This is a genomic window from Calothrix sp. UHCC 0171, assembly GCF_034931845.1.
GTDB lineage: Bacteria > Cyanobacteriota > Cyanobacteriia > Cyanobacteriales > Nostocaceae > Brunnivagina.
Map to the genome: position 1 here is coordinate 308,910 of NZ_JAYGHN010000001.1, position 16,619 is coordinate 325,528.

The 16,619-nt window shown below is 39.2% G+C and carries 15 protein-coding genes; 11 read left to right on the forward strand and 4 right to left on the reverse strand.

Annotated features, from left to right (window positions below; translation table 11 throughout):
• Nucleotides 1-541: 541 nt before the first annotated feature.
• The 3 genes from VB733_RS01200 to VB733_RS01210 all read left to right on the forward strand — a co-directional run bounded on the left by VB733_RS01200 (nt 542) and on the right by VB733_RS01210 (nt 1,789).
• On the forward strand, nt 542-706 hold the full coding sequence (locus tag VB733_RS01200) for a hypothetical protein (protein ID WP_323338286.1): 165 nt from the start codon (nt 542-544) through the stop codon (nt 704-706).
• A gap of 336 nt (nt 707-1,042) precedes the next feature.
• Nucleotides 1,043-1,252 (forward strand): hypothetical protein, encoded by a 210-nt coding sequence (locus VB733_RS01205; RefSeq protein WP_323338287.1) that lies wholly within the window; start codon nt 1,043-1,045, stop codon nt 1,250-1,252.
• Between the two features lie 165 nt (nt 1,253-1,417).
• The gene (locus VB733_RS01210) at nt 1,418-1,789 is read left to right on the forward strand and encodes a hypothetical protein (protein WP_323338288.1); all 372 of its coding nucleotides are present in this window, start codon (nt 1,418-1,420) and stop codon (nt 1,787-1,789) included.
• A 279-nt stretch (nt 1,790-2,068) separates the two neighbouring features.
• Here VB733_RS01210 and psbV read toward each other — a convergent pair whose 3' ends face one another.
• The gene (psbV, locus tag VB733_RS01215; protein WP_323338289.1) at nt 2,069-2,560 is read right to left on the reverse strand and encodes a photosystem II cytochrome c-550; all 492 of its coding nucleotides are present in this window, start codon (nt 2,558-2,560) and stop codon (nt 2,069-2,071) included.
• 740 nt (nt 2,561-3,300) lie between these two features.
• Here psbV and VB733_RS01220 point away from each other — a divergent pair.
• Together VB733_RS01220 and VB733_RS01225 are read left to right on the forward strand one after the other, a co-directional pair.
• A complete protein-coding gene (locus tag VB733_RS01220; protein ID WP_323338290.1) occupies nt 3,301-3,822 on the forward strand; it encodes a hypothetical protein in 522 nt (173 codons plus the stop codon).
• A 690-nt stretch (nt 3,823-4,512) separates the two neighbouring features.
• Nucleotides 4,513-4,944 (forward strand): BON domain-containing protein, encoded by a 432-nt coding sequence (locus VB733_RS01225; protein ID WP_323338291.1) that lies wholly within the window; start codon nt 4,513-4,515, stop codon nt 4,942-4,944.
• 162 nt (nt 4,945-5,106) lie between these two features.
• On the opposite strand, the gene VB733_RS01230 is transcribed toward VB733_RS01225, so the two are convergent.
• Nucleotides 5,107-6,015, reverse strand: a complete 909-nt coding sequence (locus tag VB733_RS01230) for a hypothetical protein (protein ID WP_323338292.1) — start codon at nt 6,013-6,015, stop codon at nt 5,107-5,109.
• A gap of 268 nt (nt 6,016-6,283) precedes the next feature.
• Here VB733_RS01230 and VB733_RS01235 point away from each other — a divergent pair, with 268 nt between their 5' ends.
• Nucleotides 6,284-8,395 carry a M3 family metallopeptidase gene (locus VB733_RS01235; RefSeq protein ID WP_323338293.1) on the forward strand — a complete coding sequence of 704 codons (2,112 nt, stop codon included), beginning with the start codon at nt 6,284-6,286 and terminating at the stop codon, nt 8,393-8,395.
• A 71-nt stretch (nt 8,396-8,466) separates the two neighbouring features.
• On the opposite strand, the gene VB733_RS01240 is transcribed toward VB733_RS01235, so the two are convergent.
• Together VB733_RS01240 and VB733_RS01245 are read right to left on the reverse strand one after the other, a co-directional pair.
• Nucleotides 8,467-8,646: a hypothetical protein gene (locus tag VB733_RS01240; protein WP_323338294.1), complete on the reverse strand. Its 180-nt coding sequence runs from the start codon at nt 8,644-8,646 to the stop codon at nt 8,467-8,469.
• A gap of 6 nt (nt 8,647-8,652) precedes the next feature.
• The gene (locus VB733_RS01245) at nt 8,653-9,816 is read right to left on the reverse strand and encodes a DUF58 domain-containing protein (RefSeq protein ID WP_323338295.1); all 1,164 of its coding nucleotides are present in this window, start codon (nt 9,814-9,816) and stop codon (nt 8,653-8,655) included.
• Between the two features lie 392 nt (nt 9,817-10,208).
• Between VB733_RS01245 and VB733_RS01250 the strand changes: the two genes are divergently transcribed.
• The 5 genes from VB733_RS01250 to argH all read left to right on the forward strand — a co-directional run bounded on the left by VB733_RS01250 (nt 10,209) and on the right by argH (nt 16,561).
• The gene (locus tag VB733_RS01250; protein WP_323338296.1) at nt 10,209-11,489 is read left to right on the forward strand and encodes a PilT/PilU family type 4a pilus ATPase; all 1,281 of its coding nucleotides are present in this window, start codon (nt 10,209-10,211) and stop codon (nt 11,487-11,489) included.
• 359 nt (nt 11,490-11,848) lie between these two features.
• Complete coding sequence (locus VB733_RS01255; RefSeq protein WP_323338297.1) at nt 11,849-13,663, forward strand: ABC transporter substrate-binding protein; 1,815 nt, start codon at nt 11,849-11,851, stop codon at nt 13,661-13,663.
• A gap of 47 nt (nt 13,664-13,710) precedes the next feature.
• Complete coding sequence (larB, locus tag VB733_RS01260; RefSeq protein ID WP_323338298.1) at nt 13,711-14,505, forward strand: nickel pincer cofactor biosynthesis protein LarB; 795 nt, start codon at nt 13,711-13,713, stop codon at nt 14,503-14,505.
• 386 nt (nt 14,506-14,891) lie between these two features.
• Nucleotides 14,892-15,098 carry a hypothetical protein gene (locus VB733_RS01265; protein ID WP_323338299.1) on the forward strand — a complete coding sequence of 69 codons (207 nt, stop codon included), beginning with the start codon at nt 14,892-14,894 and terminating at the stop codon, nt 15,096-15,098.
• 71 nt (nt 15,099-15,169) lie between these two features.
• Complete coding sequence (gene argH, locus VB733_RS01270) at nt 15,170-16,561, forward strand: argininosuccinate lyase (RefSeq protein ID WP_323338300.1); 1,392 nt, start codon at nt 15,170-15,172, stop codon at nt 16,559-16,561.
• The last annotated feature ends 58 nt before the right edge of the window (nt 16,562-16,619 follow it).

Below are 16,619 nucleotides of genomic sequence, written 5' to 3' on the forward strand. Positions count from 1 at the left end.
TTTTGAGATGACGAATGGTGGAAACCGAGATGCAAGTCCCAGTCCCAAAAATAGTGCGTGCAAAATTTTTAATTGTTTATTTGTCGAAGGGAATAAGGCGTTATTAAAGTAGATGTATACCGCTTACAGGATGCTATTACGCAATTAATTGTCAGTATTCTCAGGAACAAAATATTACTAACTCAAAAATCAATAAATATTGAAAAGCAAAATCTTTTATTAAAAAAATCTAAAATTGAATCCTTTATGCTCGCTATTAACACTTGTCAGTAAAAAGTTTGTGATAACACTAAAGAGTACATTCATTAAGATGGCAAGAATTTTTTAGTCTCTTCCTCTAATCTTGTCATCATTTGTAGATATAGGAATCCTGTTCCACAACAATCACAGAAAAACACTACACATGGATTCCTAATAATTAGTTTTAACACCACTAGAGATTGAATTTCTCAAAACTGATTCAAGTCATTCTGCGCCATCTCGCTACTGGCGGAGTCGTGCTTGTTCAAATTTTATTTTGAAACTATCTTCAGGAAAATTCATGATTAGTTTTAAATACGTTTTCCTTTTGAGCTTTATTTTAGGAGCTATGCTTGCTTCCCTCTTTCAAATGGGATATGCACTTGACGAAGCGGATATTGAACGCTTTTCAATCTGGACGTTTGTAGCAACTGTGCTTGCCAGTCTACCAAGCATTTTGTGGTGATTACAATAAGATTCATGACAAGGAAGAAACTTTAAGTTTATCGAAACGTTTAGCTGGGAATAAAACGTAGTCAGCATTTTCAATCGTCAATTTGTTAATGTTTACATTCAGATTAATTTCTGAATAAAAATGTATAATTATTAAAAAAGATTACATTACCTAAGAAATGACAGCAAATAAATTCTGAATTATGGGTGATGAGAAAAAGTTAGCAAATCTTTTATTCCCTATTCCCATCTAATTTTATTAAGAAAAATCGCTGATTTACTATTTTCTTAGATATATTGCCTAACCTAGTAGCATCCTCAAATTGCCAAAGGAAGCCAATATACGAATATGGATTTTAATAATAACAACCAGCATCTACCTCTACAGCTATTTATTTTTATATTGAGCCTTGCTGACGATGTATTACTGTTAGGGCTTGCGAGAGTCGGTATTCATTTTGCTTGGTTACGTTGGCTATCACCTGTAATTATTGGGGGCATGATTGTACATATGGGATGGCATTTCTACCGCCATCGAATTAAAAAAAGGGCTAGTTAGCATACTTTATTTTTTTTAGCAATGCTCATTGCGGAATATACTCCTTTTGGCATATAACCTTTGGCAGAAGTCTCATCCTCTTATCCTGGCGTAATCTGGACTTATCCCTCAGAGGTATATTTTTTCACCTACTATTCAGTGCCAATCGAGGAGCATGTAAGTTCAGTGAATCAAAATAGTTTAGACAAAATTAGGTCAAGTGCAAAATTTATACTATGGTTTCGTTCCGTTTTACCGTCGGAAATCCAGCAAATCATCCGACCGTACTTAGATCAACCCTATCGTTTGGCACTTAATATACTTGATTGTTGCGATCGCGATAATGCTATTACTATTGATGCGATCGCCCAAGAGACAAGCTTGAATCGAGAAACAACTCGTCAAGTCCTCAAAGCCTTGGAATCAGGCGGAATGAAGTTTAATGTCAGTCGAGCCAGAAGCTGGCAAATTCTCGATTTCGACTCACAACCGATTGTAGACAACAAAGAAAAGTTAACTGAAGAATTAAGATTAGAAACTTCATTAAATCAAAATTAAATCGAATTTAGTTTCTGAACTTGACTTTATTAACAGCAATTGGACAGTAGACATCGCCAAGTAGATATGCGCTCATCTAGCAGTTGCCAGACTCATGGCGATAACTTGAATTAAACTTGAGCCATCGCCTCAGAGTTTAAAAAACCTGATAATGAAAACCCATAGCCAGATACAAAAGAAGTAGGGATAGTAGAGAAAACAGGGCATTAGAAAAAGAAAATTTCTATTACTCCTGCTAACTTAACTCAACCCTACTTAAACAAAAGTACAGCGTTTATTTTAGTAGTAGATTTTTCCACCACCCCATTGCGAACCAACAATTTTAGGTTGCAAGAGGATATAGCCTGCGATCGCTTCCAAATCTTTGTCAGTTAAATTACGCATTTCGGTGAAAATATCAGCACTCTTGGTACTGGGATGTAGTTCGGATATTTCTTCTTCTCCATCATAGGTAGTAGGGTTTTTCATGTAATCAACCAAACCCTCAATGCTATTACGGTTAGGAGTTGCACCAGCCAAAGCTTCAGGTTCAAGACCAACATTCTGGTTTGTCTTGGTGACACCACCAACATGGCATTGGGCACAAGCATATTGAAATAAACGTTTACCTTCTTTGACTTGTTTAAGGCTTAGAACTGTGGTATCACCAGCCTCGTTAAGAGTTACAGTACGAGTAGCCGCAGAGAGTTCTACTGCACTCGCACTACCAATAACGAATTGGAATGTTAACAGCACAGTAGCAACAAAAATGCCAACGAATTTTCTTAACATCTTTCCCCTTAAAGATTTTGACGCTCAACACAGCAAATTTTTTGGCAAAACTCAATCTTCATCAAGCTGGTAGCTATTATTCATTAACTAATGCCCTTGTAATAACTTCGGTCGCACCATCGAAGTTACTGCCATCGGACTCGTTGTAGAACAATCGCAAAATACATAATTGCTATTTAGCTAACAAACACATGATTGAGCCACAGTAATACAAATATCATGTTCGGGGCGCAAATGGTTGCCTAAACTACAACTGAGGGGGCAGGAAGCTTTATAAATAGAGGAAATTGGGGAGATATGGCAAGTATGAGTGCTGAAGTTCAAAAGTGATAAGTTTTGAGATGATAAGAAAAGCCCAATACAAACCGGAAAAATAAAAGAGCAGAAAGTTAGTGTCTTAAGTCAAAATAAACATCTAACTTTCTGCAATATTACGTAAGTAAATAAACCCATGAGTTCACTTATTATGACATTTGGTAACGATTAATTTTACTATGTAGTTGTAATTACTGAATTAATACCATGCAATAATTGCAACTCGTGCAAGTTTTTATTTCCAGTTCATCAATATTCTTAACATTATTTTTCATTCTAAATCACACTTTATATGATATGTATTATTTCTCCACACACCATTTGCACACTTTTTTCCTACAAAGACATCAAGTATAATAATTTTCTTTCCTACTACTGTTGATTTAAAGCTGTTTTACTTTTTCTCACCCATAAGCAATTCACCAATGAAAATTTCGACTGATACCTATATTCCTTTCCCTCGTCAGATTGTGTACGCGACTTACAGAGATAAACTCACAGAACTTGTTCGCTACATTCCAGATATTCGTGATATTAAAGTTAAGTCCCGAAAAGAAGTAGATGAAATAATTTACACTGTCAATGAATGGCATGGTGGCGGCGAAATTCCAATAGCAGCAAGAGCTTTACTTAGTGAAGATATGCTCTCCTGGCTTGAATATAATACTTGGAAGCAAACAGAATTTGTCTTGGAATGGAAACTGGAAACACGTGCTTTTACAGAAGCAGTTTATTGTGCTGGTACAAATTCTTTTGTAGAAGATGGGAATAATACTATTATCCAAAGTCGTGGTGAATTAACAATCGATCCCAAAAAAATTCATGGCGCACCCCAGTTTATCACGGGACAAATTGCTCGCGTAGTCGAAGATTTTTTGGGTAGTAAGATTACACCTAGCCTCATGCAAATGAGTCAGGGGGTGAAAAAGTATCTGGAAAAAAATTAAAGTTTGGAAACTGTCTTTGTTTTCAACTTCGCAAACAAATATTCAAGATTTTTTGGTTAAACAGATAGGTTTAATTTTTAATTCAATATAAAACTAGAAATAAAACTAGAAGAGAGTATAGTACCCTATCTCTGAGAACAGTCTAGACTCTCTTTACAAGTTTTGATTCTCATTACACACTTATCAATAGAATTCTGGTATTTCCCCTCATGAATCAAGTCAGCTTCTTGTATTTGACCTTCTCCGAATGTTACAAAATATAAAGTATTTAAGAATACTTTATTTAGTTTAAGAGTACGAATTTAAATAAAAAAGTCCTGCAATACAATAATGCAGAACTATTTAAGTAAGGGAGATAAACTACTTTTTGGAAAATCTGCTAACATCAAGTAACCTTCAAATAAAAATGTTGTTTTCATCTTTGCTAACTGGACTTGATATTCTACTCAAGTCGAAGTTTTATCAATGACTGGCACTTCATTTTAGAGAAGGCATCTTGGGCTATAACTGGATTTTCGCTGTTTCAAATTGGCTTTTTATGCAGCCAAATGAAGCTATTTATTATTCAGTCGGCATTCAGTTTGACTAAATAGTCTTTGCCATTTCCCAATTAATCTTTTTTTAAGATTTGCTCCTCAGTCGTACACACTTTTGAACTCATCGCTTCATTTATTCAATTTGGAGATAGATATGAAAAAATTCATCCCTCTTTTAATTAGTGGTATTTTGGCATTAGGTGCAGTAGCGTGCCAAGATGCGTCTAAGACTTCTGACGCTGATTCTGTGAATAACACAGCTAAAGATGTGGGTGCAAAAACTGAAACCGCAGCTAAAAATACGGTAGAAGGTTCTAAAACTGCTGTTAATAAAACAACTACAGCCACAAAAACTGCTTTAACTAATACTTCTGGTGGTACAAAAACTATCGTTAAGAATAATCTGGAAAAGAAATTTCCCGGAAGCAAGCTTGATGTGGAAGAAAAAGACGGCGTTTTGACAATTAAAGGTACTGTTCCTGACGAGGCGACTTTGAAAAAGATTGAACCGGCTGTTAAAGAATATAAGTTCCAAGGTGTTAAGGCTGTGAAGGTGGAAGCTAAGGTTGCTGGGAAAAAAGCATAATAGAATTTTAGTTTTTCACTAGATAGGTTAATAATAACTAATCGTTAAAGAAGTCTAGATTTTCCTTCAGGGTTTACTTATTTTCAGTAAGCCCTGTTTTTTAATTTTTATAAGGAATAAAAAATAAAATCAATATTATTCTGAGTTTTATATTTATAGTGTTTAATTTAATTTAATTAAGATTGAAGAACCTTTATTTTCATCATCTGTACCAAATACAATTCCCCCTTTTTTATGTGGCAAAAATTCCATAGCTTCGATTTTGTGCTTATCATAATTTCCGACACCAGTAATTGCTGATTTAGGTTGAAAAATAATTTGCTGATTTTGCACACTCAAGCTACCTATAATATAAACAGCAGATTCAAAAGGTCCGTCATTACCATTATCTGTAGCTGAAGTAATATATATAACTCCAGAATTATCGACTTTTAAGTCAGAAATATGACGTAAATTCGGTGATTTCAAAGGCACTTTTATAGGATTATAACCAGCTAAATTGATTTTATAAGTAGCTAAATCAAGAATTCCCCAATACATAATTGCTGGTTTTTCTCCTTCACCCCGCTCTGCCCATACTGCGATTAATTTATTATCAATTTCTTGAAGTGCAAATGCTTCTAAATTGCTATCTTTATTTAATCCCGGCAACGCAAATATTTTAATTATTGAAATAGTATTATCAGAGGCAAAACTAAAATGATAAACTTGACCTGAACTACTTAGTGCCATATGAGAAGCCTGATTTTTATTTGCTAATTCTTTGGTTGGTACTAATGTTAGACTTTCCAAATCTATCGGTAATTTTGTATTTTTTTGCCATTGTAAGGGTATATATTCGGGTAAATTATTCCCTTGAATTTTAACTATACCTAAACGCCCTTGATTAGGCTTTTTATTATCATGTACAACTAGTAAATCTAGGGAATTATCTTGCTGTTGCAATACAGTCATTCCGCTAATTCCGTAAGTAATGCCATTTTGCACAGGCAACCATTGTTCTTGTTTTAATGTCTTCTGGGAGAGAAATAACAAGGTACTGACACCGGCAACTGGGATAATGGCAATCATTAACTTGAGAAATCTACGCATATAACTCTACTGAGAATTTAGAAGGAAATTTAGGAGAAATCAGGTGTCATGTCAGGTTTGTCTCAATTCGACATGAATCTATGTTCGGGTATCCGGTCATTCCAAAATGAAAACGTTATGACTACACTTAAATAATAGTAATAAAGTTAATAGTTAATAGTTGAGTTAGTGGGTATTGTATCCAATAACAAATAATCGACAAACAAGCAATACTACGTACTGAATCTAATCATCACACACAAAATCTATGACCGAAAGCGCAACTATAGCAAAATCTCACAATCCCTTATTGATTGGTTCTGGTTTACCTCCATTTGCAGATATCAAACCCGAACATGTGGTTCCAGCAGTCAATGAGTTAATTGAGCAACTCGATCGCAATCTGGCAGAATTAGAAAGTAATGTTGAAGCAACTTGGACAGGATTAGTCGAGCCACTGGAAAAAATAGGCGATCGCTTATACTGGACTTGGGGTGCGGTGAGTCATCTCATGGGTGTGAAAAATAGCAATGAACTCCGTGAAGCTTACGAAAGTGTGCAGCCTTTGGTAATCCAGTTTTCCAACAAACTCAGCCAAAGCCAACCAATTTACAAGGCATTTAAATCTATTCGCAACAGCAATATTTGGTCAAATCTCGAACCCGCACAACAACGTATAGTTGATTCTGCGATTCGGGATGCTGAACTTTCCGGTGTCGGCTTACAAGGAGAGGCAAAGGAACGTTTCAACGCGATTCAAATGGAGTTGGCGGAACTGTCTACTAAATTCTCAAATCATGTTCTTGATGCTACTAAAGCCTTTAGCTTAAAACTGACGAATCAAGAGGAGATATCCGGTTTACCACCGAGTTTATTGAGTCTTGCGGCTCAAAATGCTCGGAGTATGGGAGATGAAAATGCGACAGTTGAAAATGGTCCTTGGGTAATTACACTTGATATCCCCAGTTATGCACCCTTCTTACAACACAGTACCCGTCGCGATTTGCGCGAGAAATTATACAAGGCTTACCTTTCCCGTGCAGCTTCCGAAGAACTCAACAATAATCCGATTATTGAGCGTATTTTAGAACTGCGTCAAGAATTAGCACAATTATTAGGTTACAAAAATTACGCCGAAGTTAGCCTCGCCAGTAAAATGGCTCCTAATGTCCAAGCTGTAGAAAAGCTTTTGGAAGAGTTACGCAGTTCCAGTTACAATGCAGCAGTGAATGAGTTAGAAGAACTCAAAGCCTTTGCTGCGTCGAAAGGAGCCACTGAAGCTAGTGATTTGAAGCACTGGGATATTAGTTTTTGGGCAGAACGTCAGCGCGAAGCGAAATTTAATTTTACCGACGAAGAATTACGTCCTTATTTTCCTCTTCCCCAAGTTCTTGATGGGTTATTTGGCTTAGTAAAACGTTTATTTGGTGTCACTGTCACCCCTGCTGATGGAGAAGCTCCTGTATGGCAAGAAGACGTGCGTTACTTCCAAATTGCCGATGACACTGGCACACCCATAGCTTACTTCTATCTCGACCCCTACAGTCGCCCAGCCGAAAAACGTGGTGGTGCGTGGATGGACACTTGCATTAACCGCGCCAAATTCATCGAAAACGGCAAGACTTCCACTCGTTTACCTGTTGCGTATCTGATATGTAACCAAACTCCACCCATCGATGGTAAACCCAGCTTGATGACATTCGACGAAGTGGAAACCCTATTCCATGAGTTTGGACATGGGTTACACCACATGCTGACAAAGGTTGACTATACTAGTGCGGCGGGTATTAATAATGTCGAATGGGATGCCGTAGAATTACCAAGTCAATTTATGGAAAACTGGTGCTACGAAAGTCAGACATTGTTTGGAATGGCAAAGCATTACGAAACAGGTGAAACCCTACCGGAGCATTACTATCAAAAACTATTGGCGGCAAAAAATTACATGAGTGGTAGTGGTATGTTACGGCAAATCCACTTTAGTCTTGTGGATTTAGAACTGCACTATAGTTACCGCCCTGGTGGGACTCAAACAGCAAAAGATGTCAGAAATGCGATCGCCAAAACAACTACTGTTCTCACACCACTGCCAGAAGATGAATTTTTGTGTGCATTTGGACACATTTTTGCTGGTGGTTATGCGGCTGGCTATTACAGTTATAAATGGGCAGAAGTATTGAGTGCAGATGCTTTTTCAGCATTTGAAGAGGCTGGTTTGGAAAATGAAGTTGCCCTAAAGGATACAGGCAAGCGTTATCGTGACACTGTCCTTGCCCTTGGCGGTAGCAAACATCCGATGGAAGTATTTAAGAATTTCCGAGGACGGGAGCCGAGTACCGAACCATTGTTACGACATAATGGTTTAGCTACAGCAGCTTGATGGTTATGCCAATGCCACGAATCGGATAATCCGCGAACCGATATCCCAGGAAGTGGGTTTCTGCCGCCACGTCATATTACAAAAATAAGTACGACAAAACCAAGAAACCTACTTTCTCCCCATCTCCCCATCTCCCCATCTCCCCATCTCCCCATCTCCCCATCTCCCATCTCCCCATCTCCCCATCTCCCCATCTCCCCATCTGTAGTTACGGCAATTTTTGAGGCGAACCTGATGATATGCGATTGCATAATTAATTAAATAGTTTTTTGCAATTGGCTTTGCAATTGTTCTTCTTTGCTAATAATTAAACCTGGAATATCCTTGTTGATGATTTGACGCGGCTCAGATTCTTGATTCTGCCATAATGCCCAACGACTACCGTTTGGTAATGAAGCAATGGTAGCCGCATTTTCGGTTAACCAAATCAAAGGGATTTTTGGGGGTTCAGTGCTAATTGCGTCTTCTTGAGGCAATGTCGCCGCTAATGTTTCCAAAATCCGCCGATTTTCCCCCCTTACCAAACCCGTACCAGCTGTCCACAGTTGCACGTTCATTTGCTGGCGTTGGGCGTAAAAGTATAGTGAAGTTGTGGCAATTACTGCTTGCTCAAAGTTTTCTTCATCCCATTGGGCGGCGCTATCTAAAGCAATAATAATATCTTCTCCACCTGTAATTACCTCCAATTCCCGCACCCGTAGTTCCCCATAACGGGCACTTGTACGCCAATGCACTAGACGGATTGGATCGCCTGTACGATAGGGACGCAAGGAGCGTATCAGCCCCTCTGTTGCCGCATAAGCCGGGTTCCCTTGGTAATTGTTTTTACAACTTTCATCTTTGCCAAGTTCATCAATCAGGGGGCAACTAACTAGTGGTAAAATTTGCGGATAGACGATCGCCGTTGCTGGACAATTGCGATCGCGACGACTCCAAAATAAGCCTAATGGCGCACCACTAATTAATTGCACGGTTTGCCAACGATAAATACCTCGGCGCTGAGTAGGGTAGTAATATTCCCATTCATAACTGTTTTTTGGGTCAATGTGATTGATTGTGTGTTCAATGGGCTGTTGAGCGAATTTGTCTTTGAGTACCAAGGGCAAGACATCGGCGATTTTTAACAGACTGACATTTTGATGGGATTGGTTGGTAACTTCTAGCTGGATTCTTAAGTCTTCACCGGCGGTAACTGGTTCAATCAAACGACGACTGACCCTTAATCTCGACAAAGAACGAGGTGGTAAAATGGCAGCAACAGCCAAAATCGCACAACTGAGACCGCTACTAACGTATAACCAGCCTGCCATTGTGTTAATTGCTGCTCCGAAAAAACAAATGGCTATTCCTCCTAGCACCCAACCGCTATATGCTGGGACACAAGCACGAGTTTCCAGGTAGTTGGTAATGCGTTTAATCATGGGTAATTGCAGGGAAAAGAAAAAATAAGTAATAAATAATACATTGTATTCTTGATTGTCGAATTGTGAAGAACCAGTAGCCAACAATTAACCAGCAATTAACTAGCTAAATAATAACGATTATTTTGTTCAAGAAAAAATGAAAAATATCCTGAATTTACAAGCTCTTGGTAATTTGATGAAATGACTGTAAAGATGAGCCTCTAGCTAAGTCGATTAACGAATATAGGTGTACATTAATCAATACAGATATCAGTAAGTTTACGGTTGTCCAATCAACAGCATAACTTTTGTATTCAGTTAAGTTACGGAGTGATGTTGTCAAGAATTGGCAAAACCGATGTTTATATTCTGAATTACATTAATTGATAATTGGCAAAAGGATCGTAGTCATGGACGAATCAGTAACGTCCCCGTTACCAAATCACAAACCAACGCATTTACCACCAACAGAAACTTTGCATTCATCAACCCCAGCAACACGCAATCCGCCACCGCCTTTGCCAAGCAAATTACTGCCCATTCCGCTCGTGCAAATGCAAGCAAGGTTTATAACTATCCAAAAAATGGTGAGTGATGCTTACGAACAACAAGCATCAGATATACATATTCGTGTTGGGGAAGTACCGCGCTTTCGAGTTCGCAGTCAAATGGTGCTTTATAACAAGGGTGAAATCATTACCCCGCAAATTTTTGAAGCATTTTTAAGCGAGATTCTCACCCCTTTACAGCGACAGCGATTTGCGGAAACGAAAGAACTCGATACGGGGATTTTTTATCCGGGATTTTTGCGCTGTCGGGTTAATTGTTTTGAAACTCTGACGGGTGGGGCGATGGTGCTGCGTCTGATTACCCTCGAAGTACCTTCGATTGATGGTTTGGGTTTACCTGCGGTTCTCAAAGATATTGTCACCAAAAAACAAGGTTTAATTTTAGTTACAGGTCCTACAGGTTCCGGGAAAACCACAACATTAGCGGCGATGTTACGGTTTTTGAATGAAACCGCCCCCAAGCATATTGTCACGATTGAAGACCCAATTGAATATGTTCATACTTCGCAAAAAAGTTTGATTAGTCAACGAGAAGTGGGTTTGCATACCCATGAATATCATGATGCATTGCGATCGGTGTTACGGGAAGACCCTGATGTTATCCTAATTGGCGAGTTGCGCGATCGCATTTCCGTTGATACTGCCCTGAAGGCTGCCCAAACTGGTCATTTGGTTTTGGGTACACTACATACAAAAAATGCGATCGCAGTGATAAATCGCTTGTTAAACATCTATAATCCCGAAGAACAAGCAGCAATGCGCGTGCAAATCGTAGATTCGCTGGTGGCAGTTATAGCCCAGCAGTTAATCCCCACAACAAACACACGTCGTACAGCTGTGATGGAAATTTTGCTGAATACTCCAGCAATGCAAGATTATTTACTTAAAGGTGAAGAGATTGAAGCCTATCAACTGATGGAAAATAACACCAGTGAGGGTATGCAAATCATGAACCAAGCACTGTGCGAGTTAATGCTCAATGGCAAAATTAAAATAGAAGATGCTGTGAATGCATCTCCTGATGTGGGGGATTTGCGCCGACGTGCCCGCAATGATGGCTTTAATCCTTCCCATTCGGCTAGACGAGACATGCAGGAAAATTTTAATTTTTTCCCCAGATAGTTTCTAGAATTTTTACAACTAGCAGTTCAACTTCTTGTTTTTGAGTAATTAACCGCAGATATGGAAACCACTGTCTATCCAGGGAATACTTAGATAGAAGTGGATTCATGTTTGTCAAAAATATGTTAAGTGCATATCATTTTCGGCTAATCACTTACAATCAAAATTTCTCCGCGTCTCTAAGTCTCCGTGTCAGTCTTAAGTCAGTCTTAATCATAAGTATTCAACCAGACATAATATCAGAGGTGGGAAACACAAACCCAGATGTCCCACCTCTTTTTTTTGTGCCAATCAAAGCATGTATAATAGACAGCCATCTCAACTAGCTTAAATTGCAGCACAAAATATCCCCCTTTCCCATGATTAACGCATTATCAGGTTCTCGCCGTAAATGGAGTGCATTTGCCTTAATATTTGCACTCTTGATATTTTTCCAATTCGCCATTACCAGTTGTAATCCGAGTAACTTTAAAACCAAAGCAGCTCAAGTTTCCCAGTGGATTACCACAACATTAGGCGACCCCAAAACTTTTAATTTTGCTCTCAACGAAGAATTTCCCAACGTTTTTTTATTCACAGCCGAAGGTTTAACGACAATTAATGGAGTGACGCGACAAATTGAACCAGCATTAGCAGAATCATGGCAAATTTCTAACGATAAAAAGCAAATTACTTTTACTCTACGTGAAAATCTGAAATGGTCAGATGGTCAACCTTTAACGGCAGATGATGTAATTTTTACTTATCAAGATATTGCCTTTAACCAAAATATCCCTACCAGTTGGCAAGATACACTCAAAATTGGTAAAAATCGTGTCTTCCCTGAAGTTCGTAAAATTGATAATCGTCGAGTTGAATTTATATTTCCAGAACCATTTGCACCATTTTTATTTTCCACCACAGGCGCACCTGATGGTGTCGGCATTTTACCAAAACATATTTTAGAAAAAACGACTAAAACTAAGGATGCTAATGGGAATCCATTATTTTTATCGACTTGGGGAACTGGTACAAATCCTCAAGAGATAGTGGTAAATGGACCATATATGATAGACAGATATATTCCTAGTCAAAGAATTATATTTCGCCGCAATCCCTATTATTGGCGTAAAGACAGCCAAGGTCAACAATTACCTTATGTAGAAAGAATTGTTTGGGAAATTATCGAATCCACAGATACAGGGGTGTTGCAATTTCGCTCCGGTGGTTTAGATACTCTGACTGTGTCACCGGAAAACTTTTCTTTGTTAAAGAATGAAGAAAAACGTGGTAATTTTTCTGTTTATAATGGTGGACCAGCCTTTAGTAAAACTTTTATATCTTTTAATTTAAATACAGGCAAAAGAAAGAACGGGCAGCCGATAGTTGACCCCATTAAATCACGTTGGTTTAATAATGTTAATTTTCGTCGTGCCGTCGCCCATGCGATTGACAGGCAAACAATGATTAATAATGTTTTCCGTGGCTTGGGAGAATTACATAATTCTCCAATTGATATCCAAAGCCCCTATTATTTATCGCCAGAAAAAGGTTTAAAAGTTTACGAATATAATCAAAACCAAGCTAGACAATTACTGGTCAAATCAGGCTTTAAATATGATGCCAAAAACCAGTTATTAGATGCTGATGGAAATCGCGTTAGCTTTACTTTAATGACGAATGTGGAAAACAAAACTCGTGTGACTATGGCAGCACAAATCAAAACAGATTTAGAAAAAATTGGCATCAAAGTAAATTTTCAGCCAATTGCGTTTAATACCCTTGTTGGGAAGTTAAATGAAACATTAGATTGGGAATGTTATTTACTGGGCTTTACGGGTTCCTTAGAACCAAATGATGGCGCAAACAAGTGGTCTCCAGATGGAAATTCTCACACTTTTAATCAACAGCCCCAACGAGGACAGGAAATATTAATAGATAGAAAAGTGAGTGATTGGGAAGAAGAAATTGGACGTTTATATATCGAAGCCGCACAGGAATTAGATGATAATAAACGTCAGGAAATCTACGCAAAAACACAGCAAATAACTCAAGAATATTTACCTGAGATATACTTGGTGACTCCCTTATCCCTAGTAGCAGTGCGAAATCGTCTGGAAAATGTCAAATTCTCCGCACTCGGTTCTCAAGGTGCAACATTGTGGAACAAATATGAATTGAAGGTGAAAGAATAGATGATAGATAATTCGCCATTCGTAATTAACCAGTAATCATCTACAAAATGACAAATGACAAAAATTTAAGACATTTACTCGAATCTGTTGCCAAAGGTGACATATCGAGCGATCGCGCATTTGCACAACTCAAAAATCTCGCTTATGAATCTGTGGGAGAATTTGCCAAAATTGATCACCATCGCGAACTCAGAACTGGTTTTCCAGAGGTAATTTGGGGACAGGGTAAAACCCCTGAACAAATTGCCCACATCATGCAAGTCATGCGGGAAAGAAACCCTGTAGTTATGGCAACACGCATCCACCCCGATGTCTATGCTTTATTACAGCCCAAAGTTCGCGGCTTACAATATTACGAAATGGCAAGAATTTGCGCGATCGCTCCCCCGACGATAGAAGCTAAATATACTGGCATAATCGGTATAATTTCGGCGGGAACTGCTGACTTACCCATCGCCGAAGAAGCAGCTGTCACTGCTGAACTGTCTGGCTTTCCTGTGCAGCGACTTTGGGATGTGGGAGTTGCTGGCATCCATCGTTTACTTGACAACCGCCACGTTCTCGAATCCGCATCGGTGTTAATCGTTGTCGCGGGTATGGAGGGGGCACTTCCGAGTGTGGTTGCCGGTTTAGCTGATTGTCCTGTGGTTGCTGTACCTACAAGTATTGGTTATGGCGCTAGCTTTGGCGGACTGGCACCACTTTTAACCATGTTAAACTCCTGTGCCGCAGGTGTTGGCGTAGTCAATATAGATAATGGTTTTGGTGCGGCTGTGTTGGCAGGGCAAATTTTGCGAACAGCCGAGAAATTGCGGTTGGCATCATCACAGGAGTGGGGTTAAGACTGTGGTGCAAACCGCAAATTCATCCTGACTCAAGCACATAATTATGAATTTTTTCATAAAAAATTGGCTACCTTTAGCTGCATTTACTTTGAGCTTTTTATTAACGATTGGTATCACTCGCTAAGAAAGTAATAGATAGTGACGCGGGGACGCGGAGATGGAGAGACACGGAGATTTATTTTATGTGTTGCCAGATTTTGCAGAAATGATATTGTACCAATTTGCAATGTCCATCCCCTAGACATTAGTAACCAGTTGAGGTTATGACATTAAAGTTATCTTCTTGACTTTTGTCTTGCGGATTTATACTTAACTTCTCATATTTCCCGAATTTTAAGTGTCAATTGTTTTTAACCATACAATTTTGAGTATTTTGAGGCGATATGGAATTAATTAGCGATTGGGTGTTTCAATTTATCGGACAGCCTCCTGTCGATTTCACCATCTTTGCCCAAACAATCAACGATCCAAATGTTTTAGGTCAAATTCAAAAGTCATTTTCGCACTTTGTACAGACTGGACAAGCTTGGGCACTGTTGATTGGTCTGGTTATTGGCTATATGATTCGGAATCTAACTAGTTATGGTTGATTGGGTATTTGGCATTTCCCTTGCCCTTTATCCTTTACCCTTTACCCATTCCCATCCCAACATCAGCATCTATGACTCAGCAACAAACTTGGAGCCAGCGATTTGAATCGGCATTACATCCCGCGATCGCTCGCTTTAACGCAAGTATTAATTTTGATATTGAATTGATTGAGTACGATATCACAGGGTCGCAAGCTCATGCAAAAATGCTGGCACATACTGGTATCATTTCTCTCGAAGAAGGCAAAAAACTCGTTTCCGGTTTAGAACAGGTTCGTCAAGAATACCGTCAAGGTAATTTTCATCCCGGTATTGACGCGGAAGATGTCCACTTTGCTGTGGAACGACGATTAACGGAAATTATTGGGGATGTTGGTAAAAAGCTACATACTGCCCGCTCCCGTAATGATCAAGTAGGTACTGATACCCGTCTGTATCTCCGTGAGCAAATTCAGCAAATTCGTCAGCAATTACGGGATTTTCAAGCAGTTTTACTCGATATTGCCGAACAAAATATTGAAACTCTCATTCCTGGTTATACGCACCTACAACGCGCTCAACCCCTGAGCTTGGCACATCATTTACTGGCATATTTTCAAATGACACAGCGCGATTGGGAACGGTTGGGGGATGTGCTGCGACGGGTAAATATTTCGCCTCTGGGTTGCGGAGCTTTGGCGGGAACGACTTTCCCCATCGATCGCCACTATAGCGCTCAATTACTCAACTTTGATGCAGTTTATGAAAATAGCCTCGATGGAGTCAGCGATCGTGATTTTGCCATCGAATTTCTCGCCGCTTCAAGTCTAATCATGGTTCACCTCAGTCGCCTCTCTGAGGAGGTAATATTTTGGGCAAGCGAAGAATTTCGCTTTGTCATCCTCAAAGATAGCTGTGCGACGGGTTCCAGTATCATGCCCCAAAAGAAAAACCCAGATGTGCCAGAACTAGTACGGGGAAAAACAGGTCGTGTCTTTGGTCATCTCCAAGCACTATTGGTAATGATGAAGGGATTACCTTTGGCGTATAACAAGGATTTACAAGAAGACAAAGAAGCCTTATTTGATAGCGTCAATACAGTCAAAGCTTGTTTAGAAGCAATGACTATTCTCCTGCGTGAAGGTTTGGAATTTCGGACTCAGCGCTTGGCGGAAGCAGTTTGCGAAGATTTTTCTAATGCTACTGATGTTGCTGATTATTTAGCTGCCAAGGGTGTCCCATTTCGGGAAGCCTATAATCTTGTCGGCAAAGTTGTCAAAACCTGCATTGCCTCTCAAAAGCTCCTCAAAGATTTGACTGTGGAGGAATGGAAACAATTACATACTGCCTTTGAAGCAGATATTTACGCAGCAATTTCGCCTCGACAAGTAGTTGCCGCACGTAATAGTTATGGAGGCACGGGCTTTAGTCAAATTAGCACAGCACTTAGTCATGCTCGTTCCCACATGACTACTGAGATTTAAGCAAAAGCGAAAATTGAATAAAACAACTTAGGGCGTACAAATAAAATGTACGCCCCAA